Origin of the sequence: Anabaena sp. FACHB-595, from assembly GCF_048568275.1 — a bacterium.
Lineage (GTDB): Bacteria > Cyanobacteriota > Cyanobacteriia > Cyanobacteriales > Nostocaceae > Trichormus.
Window position 1 is genome coordinate 2,327,100 of sequence record NZ_CP183473.1, and the last position, 14,157, is coordinate 2,341,256.

At 41.3% G+C, this 14,157-nt stretch carries 14 protein-coding genes; 8 read left to right on the forward strand and 6 right to left on the reverse strand.

What is annotated here, in order from left to right; all coding sequences use genetic code 11:
• The first annotated feature begins 3 nt into the window (after positions 1-3).
• Positions 4-1,371 carry an aminopeptidase P family protein gene (locus ACN222_RS09665; RefSeq protein ID WP_010996110.1) on the forward strand — a complete coding sequence of 456 codons (1,368 nt, stop codon included), beginning with the start codon at positions 4-6 and terminating at the stop codon, positions 1,369-1,371.
• A gap of 142 nt (positions 1,372-1,513) precedes the next feature.
• Here the strand turns inward: ACN222_RS09665 and urtE are convergent, their stop codons facing one another.
• The 5 genes from urtE to urtA all read right to left on the reverse strand — a co-directional run bounded on the left by urtE (position 1,514) and on the right by urtA (position 6,737).
• Positions 1,514-2,212, reverse strand: coding sequence for an urea ABC transporter ATP-binding subunit UrtE (gene urtE, locus ACN222_RS09670; protein ID WP_010996111.1), 699 nt, complete (start codon positions 2,210-2,212; stop codon positions 1,514-1,516).
• Between the two features lie 103 nt (positions 2,213-2,315).
• Positions 2,316-3,056 (reverse strand): urea ABC transporter ATP-binding protein UrtD, encoded by a 741-nt coding sequence (urtD, locus tag ACN222_RS09675; protein ID WP_010996112.1) that lies wholly within the window; start codon positions 3,054-3,056, stop codon positions 2,316-2,318.
• Entirely contained in the window at positions 3,031-4,149 is a 1,119-nt protein-coding gene (urtC, locus tag ACN222_RS09680; protein WP_010996113.1) for an urea ABC transporter permease subunit UrtC, read from the reverse strand. The genes urtD and urtC overlap by 26 nt, the downstream gene beginning before the upstream one ends.
• Before the next feature lie 40 nt (positions 4,150-4,189).
• Positions 4,190-5,350, reverse strand: a complete 1,161-nt coding sequence (locus ACN222_RS09685; RefSeq protein WP_010996114.1) for an ABC transporter permease subunit — start codon at positions 5,348-5,350, stop codon at positions 4,190-4,192.
• Positions 5,351-5,420: 70 nt separating this feature from the next.
• A complete protein-coding gene (gene urtA / locus ACN222_RS09690) occupies positions 5,421-6,737 on the reverse strand; it encodes an urea ABC transporter substrate-binding protein (RefSeq protein ID WP_010996115.1) in 1,317 nt (438 codons plus the stop codon).
• A 600-nt stretch (positions 6,738-7,337) separates the two neighbouring features.
• On the opposite strand from urtA, the gene ffh reads away from it, so the two are divergent.
• The 6 genes from ffh (at position 7,338) to ACN222_RS09720 (ending at position 11,850) form a co-directional block, all read left to right on the forward strand.
• Positions 7,338-8,810 carry a signal recognition particle protein gene (gene ffh / locus ACN222_RS09695; protein WP_010996116.1) on the forward strand — a complete coding sequence of 491 codons (1,473 nt, stop codon included), beginning with the start codon at positions 7,338-7,340 and terminating at the stop codon, positions 8,808-8,810.
• Between the two features lie 169 nt (positions 8,811-8,979).
• Positions 8,980-9,240, forward strand: coding sequence for a 30S ribosomal protein S16 (gene rpsP / locus ACN222_RS09700; protein ID WP_010996117.1), 261 nt, complete (start codon positions 8,980-8,982; stop codon positions 9,238-9,240).
• Positions 9,203-9,637 (forward strand): KH domain-containing protein, encoded by a 435-nt coding sequence (locus tag ACN222_RS09705; protein WP_044521138.1) that lies wholly within the window; start codon positions 9,203-9,205, stop codon positions 9,635-9,637. Before rpsP ends, ACN222_RS09705 begins: the two co-directional genes overlap by 38 nt.
• Before the next feature lie 279 nt (positions 9,638-9,916).
• The gene (gene rpsU / locus ACN222_RS09710) at positions 9,917-10,093 is read left to right on the forward strand and encodes a 30S ribosomal protein S21 (RefSeq protein WP_010996119.1); all 177 of its coding nucleotides are present in this window, start codon (positions 9,917-9,919) and stop codon (positions 10,091-10,093) included.
• A gap of 359 nt (positions 10,094-10,452) precedes the next feature.
• Positions 10,453-11,406: a PhoH family protein gene (locus ACN222_RS09715; protein WP_010996120.1), complete on the forward strand. Its 954-nt coding sequence runs from the start codon at positions 10,453-10,455 to the stop codon at positions 11,404-11,406.
• Positions 11,407-11,445: 39 nt separating this feature from the next.
• Positions 11,446-11,850 (forward strand): ChuX/HutX family heme-like substrate-binding protein, encoded by a 405-nt coding sequence (locus tag ACN222_RS09720; protein WP_044521142.1) that lies wholly within the window; start codon positions 11,446-11,448, stop codon positions 11,848-11,850.
• Here ACN222_RS09720 and ACN222_RS09725 read toward each other — a convergent pair.
• The gene (locus ACN222_RS09725) at positions 11,847-12,938 is read right to left on the reverse strand and encodes a toll/interleukin-1 receptor domain-containing protein (protein WP_010996122.1); all 1,092 of its coding nucleotides are present in this window, start codon (positions 12,936-12,938) and stop codon (positions 11,847-11,849) included. The genes ACN222_RS09720 and ACN222_RS09725 overlap by 4 nt on opposite strands.
• 255 nt (positions 12,939-13,193) lie before the next feature.
• Between ACN222_RS09725 and ACN222_RS09730 the strand changes: the two genes are divergently transcribed.
• A complete protein-coding gene (locus tag ACN222_RS09730) occupies positions 13,194-13,979 on the forward strand; it encodes a DUF6816 family protein (protein ID WP_010996123.1) in 786 nt (261 codons plus the stop codon).
• Positions 13,980-14,157 lie beyond the last annotated feature (178 nt).

Consider the following 14,157-nt stretch of genomic DNA (forward strand, 5'->3'; position numbering starts at 1 on the left):
ATTATGGGTTCTCTAGCTGATACTTTGCGCGATCGCCGTCAAAAATTAGCCCACCTCATCGATTTTCCCGCGATTTTATGGTCAGGTGGTAGCAATGCGCGCAATTTTCCCGCCAATCGTTTTCCGTTTCGGGCTAGCAGTCACTTCCTCTATTTTGCTGGCTTACCCCTACCCAACGCCGCAATTTACCTAAAAGCAGGTAAGTTAACATTATTTATCGATGATCCTGCACCCGGTAGCGCCCTATGGCATGGAGAAACGCCAAAACGTGAGGAAATAGCTGAAACTATTGGTGCGGATGCAGCTCAACCCTTATCAGAATTAACGCCTTTCCTGGAAGGTGCAGCCACTATTGCCGTCCAAGATGCTACAACTTGGACGCAGCAATCCCAACTACTGAACAGATGGGTTTTACCGCAAGGTCAGCCAGAAGGAATTGATTTAGAATTAGCGAAAGCGATCGTTACCTTACGCCTCACCCACGACACAGGCGCATTAGCTGAGTTACGCAAAGCTGCAACTGTGAGTGTAGCAGCCCACAAAGCCGGCATGGCAGCCACCACCAACGCCAAAATAGAAGCAGAAATTAGAGCCGCAATGGAAAGCGTTTTCCTGGCTCACAACATGACGACTGCTTATAACAGTATTGTCACAGTCCACGGTGAAGTCTTACACAACGAACAGTATCACCATCCTCTGCAACCAGGGGATTTATTACTAGCCGATGTCGGCGGCGAAACAGAATTAGGTTGGGCTGCTGATATTACCCGTACCTGGCCTGTGTCTGGTAAATTTTCTCCCACACAACGGGATATATATGATGTAGTCTTAGCAGCCCATGATACCTGCATTGCCAACATCCGCCCTGGTGTGGAGTATGCAGAGATTCATCTATTAGGGGCTAGGGTTATTGCCGAAGGTTTGGTAAATTTAGGCATTTTGCGAGGTAATCCCGAAGATTTAGTAGAAAAAGATGCCCATGCTTTATTTTTCCCCCACGGTATCGGTCATCTCTTGGGTTTGGATGTCCACGATATGGAAGACTTGGGCGATTTAGCCGGCTATGAAGAAGGGAAGAAAAGGAGCGATCGCTTCGGCTTAGGCTACCTCCGTTTAAATCGTCCCCTACGTACAGGAATGTTAGTCACAATTGAACCCGGATTCTACCAAGTTCCCGCCATCTTAAACGATGAAAAAACTCGCTCAAGATATCAATACACAGTCAATTGGGAACGCCTATCACAATTTACCGATGTCCGAGGAATCCGCATTGAAGATGATGTTTTAGTTACAGATACAGGCAGCGAAGTCCTCACCGCCGCCTTGCCAAATGACGCTGATACCATAGAACATCTAGTTAATCAAATTTGAGGCGTTGCTGAATCAGAGGATGAAATTTGATGTGCTGAAATTTCAAACTCTTTATTTTGAATTTTGTTGGCGTTCGCGGTAGCGTCTCGTAGAGAAGCCTTCCCGTAGGGTATTTTGAATTGATTCTGCGCCTCTGCGTGAATTAAACCGCCAAAAACCGTTGAATCACATCCTGACTAAGTTCATCAGTGGAACCAGATGCAACAATAGCCCCTTTTTGCATAGCGTAATAGTAATCAGCCTGACGGACAAAATGTAAGTGTTGTTCTACAAGTAAAACAGAAATACCTGTAGTTTCAATAATGCGACGGACGGCTGCTTCAATTTCTAGGATGATTGAAGGTTGAATCCCTTCTGTGGGTTCATCTAAAACCAATAATTGAGGCTGTCCCATTAAAGCACGAGCGATCGCCAGTTGTTGTTGTTGTCCACCACTTAAATCACCACCCATCCGCGATAACATGGTTTTTAACACAGGAAATAAGCTAAAAATTTCTTCCGGAATTTCAGCTTTTTTCACCTGTTTCTGTCTAGCTTCTAACCCCAGCAGCAGATTTTCCTTGACTGTTAAACGAGGAATAATATCTCTTCCTTGAGGAACATAACCAATTCCCATTTTCGCCCTTTGGTCTGGAGATTTGGAGTTGATTAAATTCCCGGCTAAGTTAATAGTGCCACTGCGAGGTTTCAGTAAACCCATAATTGTTTTCAGTAGGGTTGTTTTACCTACACCATTGCGCCCAATTAGACAGATCATTTGCCCATTTGGTACAGTTAAATCTACATTGCGGAGAATATGGCTTTCGCCATAGTAAACGTTAAGGTTAGAAATATTTAGCATATTGGTTCAGAGACGCGATTAATCGCGTCTGTACAATTGTTTAGATATATGATTAATCGCGTCTGTTGTCTTGATTCTACACACCCCTACACCCCTACACCCCTCATTGTTGTCCTAAATAAACTTCAACGACACGAGGGTCATTTTGGACTTCTTCAAAATTGCCTTCACAGAGTACCGAACCCTCATGTAAAACTGTGACTTTCTTGGCGATTTGGCGGACAAATTCCATATCATGTTCAATTACTAAAATTGAATGACTCTGCGCTAATGTTAAAAGTAATTCGCCGATATTATAAGTTTCTTCATCAGTTAAACCTGCCACTGGTTCATCCACAAGTAATAAATCTGGGGATTGTCCAACTAACATTCCAATTTCTAAACGTTGCTTTTCTCCATGAGATAACAAAGATGCGGGTATGTCTGCTTTAGGCGTTAAGCCAATGGTTTCTAATAAACCTTTAATACTATTTTCTTCCGTAGATTGAGAACGCCCAAACAATGTAGAGAAAACGTTTTTCTTTCGGTTACTGGTAATTTCTAAATTTTCCCGTGGCGTGAGGTTGAGATAAACTCTAGGTGTTTGGAATTTGCGCCCAATTCCTCGCCGTGCAATTTGATGTTCACGTAAAGAACGCAGGTTTTTTCCTTTAAATAAAACTCTGCCTATCGTCGGTTGAACTTTACCTGTAATCACATCCAAAAATGTAGTTTTACCCGCACCATTAGGGCCAATTACTACTCGCAATTCCCCCACATCCATACTAAAATTTAGTTGGTTTAGAGCTTTAAAACCATCAAAGCTAACAGTAACATTTTCAGTTTCCAAGATTTTGGCGTTCATGTTGTACTTCTGGGTCTTCTTCCAAACTGGGATATGTAGAAATTTGTTGAGGGCGTTTGAGAAAAGGAATGTTTTGACTACGTAACCATCCTACTAAGCCATCAGGAAGGACGGTCACGACAATTAAAAATAATGCGCCTTGGAAAAATAGCCAGATTTCGGCAAATTGTTCACTCAAAAAAGCACGGGCATAATTAACTAATAAAGTTCCCAAAACTGCCCCGATTAATGTAGCGCGTCCCCCCACAGCTACCCAAATCACCATTTCAATGGAAAAAGCAATATCCATAGCTCTAGGTGAGACAGAACCACTTTGCAGGGTGTAAAATGCTCCTGCGATACCAGCGATCGCACCAGAAACTGCAAAGACTAATGTTTTAAAATCTGTAGGGTCATAACCAGAAAATCTCACCCGGCTTTCATCGTCTCGAATTGCAATTAACAGTCGTCCAAAGCGTCCGCTAGTCAACCAGCGACAAATCCCGTAGGTAGCAGCGAGAAACAGGACTGTGAGAGTGTAGAAGATAAATTTTGTTTTTGGATCGCTGACAGTTGCACCAAACAAAGTTGTAAAATCTATTAGCCCGTTAGTACCATTAAAAAATTGCTGTTGACCGTTAAAAAAGTTGAAGAATACAATAATCGCCGCTTGGGTCAAAATCGAAAAATAAACGCCCTTAATCCGATTGCGGAATACCAAATATCCTAATAACCCCGCCAGCAACCCTGGAATTATCACCACAGCCGCCACTGCTATGGGGAACGAATAAAAAGGTCGCCAAAACCAAGGAAGTTCCGTGACACCATACAATTCCATGAAATCAGGTAACTCACCCTCTGGGATTTGCAGTTTTAGGTACATTGCGATCGCATATCCACCCAACCCAAAAAAGATACCATGTCCCAAACTGAGCAAACCAGTGTAACCCCAAATTAAATCAATACCTAAAGCCACAATTGCCAAAGACAAAAATCGCCCCAACAGATTCAAGCGAAACTCTGACAGCACCAGTGGCATAATTAAAATGAGGATGAGAGCGATCGCTACCACCACCCCAACCTCAATTAATATTAACCGTCCTCCCTTTTTCATTCTCTGCGCCCTCCGCGTCTCTGCGTGAGATTAAAAAAAATTAAACATCAACACTACGACCCTTTTGCGGAAACATCCCCCCAGGCTTCCACTGCAAAAAGACAATAATCAACACAAATACCAACACCTTAGCCATACTTGTGGTAGCAAAAAATGTCAATAAATCCGCTAGAGGCTTCACAGGAGAAAATAACAAAGCTAAAGTCCCAGAACCAATCAAAAAGTTAGCTGTCCCAATTCCCAGAGCAGCGACAATAGTACCAGCTAAATTACCCACACCACCAACCACCACCACCATAAATGTGTCGATAATATAGTTTTGTCCCGTATTCGGCCCTACAGAACCGAGCAAACTTATTGCACACCCAGCCACACCCGCTAAACCAGAACCCAAAGCAAAAGTAATCGCATCAACCTTTTCGGTGGGGATACCTAAACAAGCGCTCATACTCCGGTTTTGTGTTACCGCCCTAATTCTTAATCCCCAGCTTGAACGCTGTAAAAATAGATAAATACCACCCACACAAATTATTGTCAAAACAATAATAAATAATCGGGCGAATGGTAATTGCACACCACCTAAAGATATGCCAGTTTGTAACCAACTAGGCGCAGTTACATCGACATTTTGCGCGCCAAACCAAGGTTGAGTTACTGCTAGTTGATAAGTTTGAGTTAATACGTTACCAGTGGTGATTGTTACCCCCAAAGATAGCAAGAAAATCACCGCCACAACCCAGTTACGAATCCTCTCTAAATTGGCGCGGGAATTTAAAATCCATAAACCTCCAAAAAACAAGAGAGAAAACAAACCCAAGCCAATTATTAACACCCAATTTACACTACGGACAAACTGCTGAAAAATTAAACTAACGCCCCAAGTTGCTAGTAAAGTTTCTAGAGGTCGTCCATAGAGATAACGAATCACACCTCTTTCAAGAATTAATCCAATAAATGCGGTGAAAACGAAAGCAATAATTAACGCCAAAAATATATAAATCTCAAACCAAAACCCACCTAATTGTTTACAGCCATTCTGCACAACAAATGTTGCATAAGCCCCAAACATCATCAATTCGCCATGCGCCATATTAATCACACCCATCAAGCCAAAAATAATGGCTAATCCCAAGGCAGCAATTAATAACACAGAACCGATGCTAATACCATTAAATACAGCATCTAAAAAACCTGTTAACATTATTTTTCACCAAAAGCTATCATCGTAATTCGTAATTCATAATTAATTACGAATTACGAATTATTTTGAATTAGGCCTTTTTATATTTTTCGCCCTTCCCTGGGTCTGACCAATCACAAGCAAATCCCTTAGTTTCTTTCACAAATTGATTCCAAGGAACTGGTTCAACTGGTGCAGGTGTAGCATAGATAATATCAAACAAACCATCATCTCTAACTTCACCAATCCGCACAATTTTAGATATGTGGTGATTAGTATTGACTGTCACTTTACCTTCAGGTGCATCTATGGTTTGACCATAAGCCGCCGCCCGCACTTTTGCTAAATCAGGACTACCTGCTTTTTCTACTGATTGCTTCCACAAATACACAGCGATATATGCAGCTTCCATCGGGTCATTTGTCACCCGGTCTGCACCATATTCTTTTTTAAAAGCTTCGACAAATTTCTTATTAGCAGGGGTATCTACTGTTTGGAAATAATTCCAAGCAGCGTAGTGGCCTTTTAAATACTCAACCCCAATTGCTTTAACTTCTTCTTCCGCAATACTTACCGACATAGAAGGATGTTTATCTGGTGTTAATCCAGCACCTTTTAACTGTTTGAAGAAAGCTACATTACTATCACCGTTCAAGGTGTTATAAATTACCCCGCCGTTAGGTAAAGCTTGCTTAATTTTGCTGATAATTGGTGTAACTTCCGTGTTACCTAATGGTAAATAATCTTCACCAACTGTTTTTCCACCTAAAGCTTCTAATTGGGCTTTGATAATAGTGTTAGCAGTCCGAGGGAAAACGTAATCTGAGCCTACTAAAAAGAATTCTTTGCCCTTATTTTTTAACAACCAATCAACAGAAGGTTCAATTTGTTGATTTGGCGCTGCACCTGTGTAAAAAATGTTTTTAGAACACTCTTGACCTTCATACTGCACGGGATACCACAGCATATGGTCTTTACTTTCAAAGACTGGCTTAACATTTTTGCGGCTAGCTGAAGTCCAACAACCAAAAACTACAGCTACTTTATCTTGATCAATCAACTTGGTGGCTTTTTCTCTAAAAGTATCCCAGTTAGAAGCACCATCTTCAACAATGGCTTCAATTTGTTTACCTAAAACACCACCAGCCGCGTTAATTTCTTTGATAGCTAATTTCTCAGCATCCACAACGCTTTTTTCACTGATAGACATTGTGCCACTAAGGGAGTGCAGAATACCTATTTTGATCGTGTTACCACCACTAGCAGCCACAGGAGAAGCATTCCCAGAGGTGGCTGGACTGTTTGTAGCGTTTGGGGTGCTATTAGCGCAAGCCTTCAGCAAAATGCTGCTACCAATAGTTGCAGAGCCGTAAATTAAAAATCTGCGTCGGTTAATTCGTCTACTCATATCTTGGTTAAATTTCCCCTTGATGAATCAGCTAGCTCCCTGAGAGTTCACAAGGTCAAGCTTTAGATTGTGATATTAGTTTGATATTTAACCATTGAATTGTTATTTTTGATACTAAATTCTAATTCCTTTAAATAAAAATTAATCTAATTAACTAAAATTCAGAGTGATATTTATAGCTGTGCAGATATTAAACGGTTGACCTAACAGGTATCTGAACTAGCGCTCCTCTATATGTCGTAGATTTAGGGTTGGGGCGAGACAATTTTGTTACAAGTTAATCGTTTGTTTTGCCATCTCACATATCCAATCAAGCTCCTTCGACAAGCCAAGTAAAGACACTAGGACAGTCAAATTAACCGTATTCTGCCAATGCTGCTTGTTCGGCTACTTTACTGTGGACTAATTCTCAGGATGCAACATCATCAGCTAATTCTTTAATCACGGACTCATTATTGACATCCAACAGATCAATGGTATCCTCCTGCTCAAGTCGCGGGAAAAACTACTAAGCTGGTAAATAGCACATTATAAAAATTTCTGAATCGCATTCCATAGCTGGTTCGGACACCCCATTGGCTCAATAACTGTAACTAAGATATGTTTGACGCATTAGCAGACCGTTTAGAATCCGCCTGGAAAAAGCTGCGCGGGCAAGATAAAATTTCTGAATCTAACATTCAAGATGCTTTGCGAGAAGTGCGCCGCGCCCTGTTGGAAGCAGATGTTAACCTCCAAGTAGTCAAAGATTTTATTAGCGAAGTTGAAGCCAAGGCGCAGGGAGCCGAAGTTATTAGCGGCGTGCGACCTGACCAGCAGTTCATCAAGATTGTTTACGATGAGCTAGTACAGGTGATGGGGGAAGAGAATGTTCCCCTGGCGGAAGTGGAACAAAAGCCCACAATTGTTTTGATGGCTGGTTTACAAGGTACTGGTAAAACCACAGCCACCGCCAAATTAGCTTTACATTTACGGAAATTAGAACGCAGTTGCTTGTTGGTAGCCACAGACGTATATCGTCCAGCCGCGATTGACCAGTTGCTCACATTAGGTAAACAAATTGACGTACCAGTATTTGAACTGGGAAGCGATGCAGACCCTGTAGAAATTGCTCGTCAAGGTGTGGAACGTGCCAAAGCAGAGGGCGTGAACACGGTCATCATTGATACAGCAGGTCGTCTGCAAATTGACGAAGACATGATGGCGGAATTAGCCAGAATAAAAGAAACCGTCCAACCCCACGAAACGTTGCTGGTGGTGGATTCGATGACTGGTCAAGAAGCCGCCAACCTCACCCGCACCTTTCATGAGCAAATAGGTATTACTGGGGCAATTCTCACCAAGATGGATGGTGATAGCCGTGGTGGTGCGGCGTTGTCGGTACGGCAAATTTCAGGAGCGCCGATTAAGTTTGTGGGTGTGGGGGAAAAAGTCGAAGCCCTACAACCCTTTTATCCAGACCGCATGGCTTCCCGAATTCTGGGTATGGGTGATGTGCTGACATTGGTAGAAAAAGCCCAGGAAGAGTTCGATTTAGCTGATGCTGAGAAAATGCAGGAGAAAATCCTGTCAGCGAAGTTTGACTTTACCGACTTTGTCAAGCAACTGCGGATGCTGAAAAATATGGGATCGCTGGGGGGTCTCCTCAAAATGATTCCGGGGATGGGTAAACTCTCAGATGATCAGCTAAAGCAGGGAGAAACCCAACTCAAGCGGTGTGAAGCGATGATTAATTCCATGACAATGCAGGAACGCCGCGACCCTGATTTATTGGCAAGTTCGCCCAACCGACGGCGACGGATTGCGTCTGGCTCTGGTTATAAAGAAGCAGATGTGAATAAACTAGTGGCTGATTTCCAAAAAATGCGATCGCTCATGCAGCAAATGGGTCAAGGTAATTTCCCAGGAATGCCCGGAATGTTTGGCGGTGGCGGTGGTGGAATGGGTAATATGTTCGGTGGTGGTAGTAACCGTCCCGCAGCCCCTGGCTGGCGCGGCTACAATAGCGGCGGTGCAGGCACAAAGAAGAAAAAACCCAAAGACAAAAAGAAAAAAGGTTTTGGAAATCTGTAGCCAACTGTCAAAGATTAGGGTTTTGACTATGGGCTATGGACTTTTGACTAATGACCAATAGCACTAAACCCTTAGCAAGTGTTAAAATTAGCATTTCAATAAAGGAAGTCTTGGATTTAAGATAGCCGCTTCCTTAATTACCTACAAACAGGAGAATGTTTCTTCAATCATGATCAAACTGCGCTTGAAACGATTCGGTAAAAAGCGGGAAGCGAGCTACCGTATTGTCGCTATGAATAACCTCTCTCGCCGCGACGGTCGCCCCTTGGAAGAGTTGGGATATTACAATCCTAGAACTGATGAAGTGCGATTGGATGTTCCTGGTATTGTCAAGCGACTACAGCAAGGCGCTCAACCTACTGACACGGTACGTCGCATCTTACAAAAACAAAATGTCTTTGAACAGGTCAGTGCAAAACCCGCATCATAGTCTTACAGCTAACTCACTAACAGCTAGCCCCAATTACGTCGGGCTAGTCAAGTTCTTGATGCAGCCATTTTTAGAAGCTCCAGAGTCTTTAAGCGTCGATTGTGAAATTTCTCCCACCCTGAAACGGGCTTGGGTTCGCATCGCCTTTGAAAGTGTAGATAAAGGGAAAGTGTTTGGCCGAGGAGGTCGTAATATTCAGGCGATTCGCACAGTGATTTCTGCTGCGGCAGAACTTGCTGGACAATCAGTTTACCTGGACATTTACGGCAGCACCACTCCAGGCCGAGAAGGAATGTTTGTTGAGGAAGACCAACAAGAACGCACGCCTCCGCCAATATCACGAGAAAGAAGCGGAAACGCCCCGCCGCGACCGGTTGTTAAACCACGCACCCGTTAGCGCCCCTACACGGAATTCAAAATTCAAAAAGCTGATTTCAGCAAGCTTTTCACATATTTTGAATGGTTAATTGATTTAATCTGTGCTGTACTAGGTTAACAATAGAGAAGAAGCCTGAGCGGTTTTAGTTAACTCCGCTCAGAAACTTCGATAAACTGAGGAAGTGGTGAAAAGATGTCAGCATCTTTTTGCTGCTACCTAGAAAATTTACCCACCGTATACAGTTAATGATGGTGATACACAACTGTGAAAATCTCTTCCAGGAGGTGAATCCAGGGAGTGGCTGAAGTCCGTTTGGGTGAGAATGAGTCTATTGACTCGGCAATTAGACGTTTTAAAAAGAAAATTCAAAAAGCCGGGATTTTATCAGAAGTTAAACGTCGGGAAAGATACGAAAAACCTAGCTTGCGCCGCAAGCGCAAAGCAGAAGCTGCGCGCAAGGGTGGCCGCTACTAAATCAGAGGAAAGCCTTTGGTTAATGTGGTGAACTTAATATTCCTTGGGTGAATTAAGGGTTTGTAGTGATTTTTTAGCTCAAACCTGGAAAAGTGGAGACGTTATTGCGTCTCTACTTGATAAATATTTAAATATAATTAAATATTCCATTATTAACGAATAATAGAAACGAATTTTATCCCTGAATTTAGATAAAACCTTTGTGGAATCTAGGATTAAATAGATATTTATTATAGAATAGTATAAAAATAAACAGTTCTAAAATGAGATAAAAAAGCCATTAAAGCAAATCAAAAACAACTCACAACTGACACGCAAAGCGAGTCAAAATTGCTTCTTAATATATTACAAAAATACTTATGGCAGATGCTTTCATAATTCAGCTGCCTAACATTCCCAGTGCGATCGCTCTTGCAGGTGATAGAGAAGAAAATTTCAAAATTCTCTCCCAGCAAACAGGAGCCACCTTAGTACTGCGTGGGCAAGAGTTACATATCTATGGTACAGAAACGCAAAGAGATTTAGCGACAAAATTAGTGCGATCGCTAGAAAGTATCTGGATTCAGGGCAACACTATCTCCAGTGCTGATATATTAACAGCTCGTCAAGCTGTAGATAATCACCGCGAATATGAACTACAAGAACTACAGCGAGATGTCCTAGCCAGAACCCGCCGGGGTGAAGAAGTCCGAGCTAAAACCTTCAGACAACGCCAATATATCGAAGCCATCCGCAAGCGTGACCTCACCTTCTGCATCGGCCCGGCGGGGACTGGTAAAACATATCTGGCCGTTGTCCTAGCCGTCCAAGCACTCCTCGCCAATCAGGTAGAAAAGCTGATTTTGACACGTCCGGCGGTAGAAGCTGGTGAAAGACTGGGGTTTTTACCAGGGGATTTGCAGCAGAAAATTAATCCCTATCTGCGTCCGCTTTACGATGCAATTTACGAATTCATCGACCAAGAGAAAGTCCCCAATTTGATAGAACGGGGAATTATTGAAGTCGCACCCCTCGCCTATATGCGGGGACGCACCCTCAACCATGCTTTTGTGATTGTTGATGAAGCCCAAAATACCACACCCGCCCAAATGAAAATGGTTTTAACTCGTTTGGGTTTTCGTTCTCGCATGATAATTACAGGCGACATCACACAAACTGATTTGCCAATAAATCAACAATCAGGTTTGACAGTGGCTTTACAAGTTCTTAAGCACGTTGAAGGTATTGCTGTTTGTGAATTTACCCAAAAAGATGTTGTGCGTCATCCTCTAGTTCAGCGCATTGTCAGCGCCTATGAACAGTATGAAAAATAGTCAATAGTCAATAATCATTACTAAGGAATGGTAACGGGTATGAGTCATAGTCTGAAAGATTTTTTGGAAGCTTGCGAAACATTGGGAACTCTGCGGTTAATTGTTACTAGTAGCGCGGCTGTATTAGAAGCACGGGGAAAAATAGAAAAGCTATTCTATGCAGAATTAGCTAAGGGTAAATATGCCAATATGCACACTGAAGGCTTTGAATTTCACTTGAATATGGAAAAAATTACGCAAGTAAAGTTTGAAACTGGTGAAGCCAAAAGAGGCAATTTTACAACTTACGCTATCCGTTTTTTAGATGAGAAACAAGAGTCGGCTTTAAGCTTATTTTTGCAATGGGGTAAGCCTGGAGAATATGAACCAGGACAAGTAGAAGCTTGGCACGCTTTAAAAGAAAAGTACGGCGAGGTTTGGGAACCTTTGCCAGTACAACTTTAGTTGGATATAACAATATTATGGAATCTAGCGTCTTCTATGTTTTTATTTGGCCTTCCATAGGCGGCTGCAATTTCCAAAACTTGAATTTGGTTTACTTGTGCAGGCACTTTAGTAAAATTAATAATGAGTTTATTCTTAACTTTTGGGATTAAAGTCGTCTTCACATATTTTTCTACATTTCCATCAATTTCAACTGATTCAGCAAAGTAGGTAATACCATCTAAGTCTAGTATTCTGCTTCTCAGACCAGCAAAATTACCATACATAATCAGTCTTTGATCATCATTAAGAGTGTTGATTAATTGCAACTCGCATTTGATATTCTGATTTTTTCTTGCACACTTCTGTAAAGTAAATTCTAACCCATCTCTTTCAATAGTTGTAAAATTTTCTATTGGTGATGCGGTGTTTAACTCAGGCTGTTTATTTGATATGGGATTGGAAGAGGATTTTAATAAAGAATCATCAGATTTTAGAGGAGATTCAGGATTTTTTAATACAGAACTTGATGAATTTATATCAGGTAAATTTTGACTACTTTTACTAAATGAGTTTTCGGAACATTGTATTTTTAAAAAACATCTCACTTCTGGTGTTGCAACAGCAATTATTAGCCCAGTAATAGTTAATAACAGGGTAACTATAGCATTAAATTTATTAAATGCTATCTTTTTACGGCGATGTTTTAAAACCTGGTCTTGAATGAGCCGCCAAAGTTTAACAATTTGCTCATTCTCCCTATCTCCATCCCAGCCTATAAGATTAGCAGATTGAATATCTAAAAATTCTCCAGGGATTTTTACTGGTTCTATCAAAACAGAAATCAATACCTTGCCATTTTTCTTGGCTTCCGCCGCTAAATTTGTCAACAAAGCTGATTTGACAGATGTATTAGACCATAAAACAATAACGAACTTATTCTTTTCTAAAGCCTTTGTTGTTTCACTTATGATTTGGCTGCCTATAGATATATTTTGTGCTTCCCAAATATCAATACTGTAGTAATTTAAAGCATCTTTCAAAAGATTTGCTGTAGCTTGATTTGATTCAGAGTATAATAAACAAACTTCACTCTTGCGTGTGTTCATTCATTGATTGTCCTTTTCAATATATTTTATTTTAATGGCGAATTAGTATAATAATCAGACTAGAAAATTATAGAGGTCTTTCAATGGAAAATCAATATTATAGTTAGCTGGGAAACTTATGGTGTTTGCCTAGCTGTCCATTATACCTTAACTGGGGATCTTATTTTTGTATGGTTGAGTGATCGCTTAACTAAAATAATTGCTATGGATTAAATCTCTGATTAATAAAAAATCAATAATAAATAGATATAGATAATGCTGACAATAAGAGCTATTTGGAGTTTTTGCTTAATTATTTTCTTGTTAGTGGGGTGGAATGGAGATGCAAATGCAGGTGAACTATCTGAACGCTTGGCTCATTTTCCCCAGTGGAAAAAATTAACTTCTGTGCAGCCAGCTAAGGGGGATTTGGCTTACCCTAAATGGATGGCTGGAACTTGGGAAGTTAAGAGTACCTTGGTAGATTTAGCAGCACCTTTAGCACCGGATATTGTTACACCTGGTTTTGAAGGAAATCGTCAGCAACTAAATCAGCCCGTCAGCTTTTTAGTACGATTTATAGAAGTACAACCTCCCACTATTGGCTTAAAATTCCTTCCTCAGATAGATGCTAAATCAACAATTGTGGTTGCTGATAGAGTTTTTAACAGTTTGAATTTAGCTAGGTCTTATTTAGGTGATGCAGCCGTATTATCAGTTAAAGTAGACCCAGATTCGCCTAATCGTCAGATTACATTTTTACGTGGGGAACGGCAATTAATTTCCATCGTTACAGCAAGGGCTACCGAAACTACAGCAGATGGTAAATTTATTACTACAGAAGTTTTCCAACAATTATTTAAAGGCGGTTCCCTTCCTTATTTAAATTCAGTCGAATCTACCACCGCCTACCATCAACTTTCGACATCATCCCCAGCAATTGAAGCAGATCAAGTTACTGCTGTCTACCTTTCGCCGCAAGATCCTAATTATTTTACCGCAGGCGATCGCCCAGTTGCACTTTATCGCTATCGCCTAAAATTTTTCCCTACGGCTAAATAATGCAAAATCTTTGCAGGTCAGAATTTACATTTTCTTTAGCCTTGACACGCCAGTAGGGTGCGTCAGTATGAATAATTTCTGAGTATAGTTAGGATCTATCGCACTGACGTACCCTACCAAACCTGAGAGTCCCATTGCCTACGTCCTGAGACTAAACCCAATTTTAGCCCACAAGTTA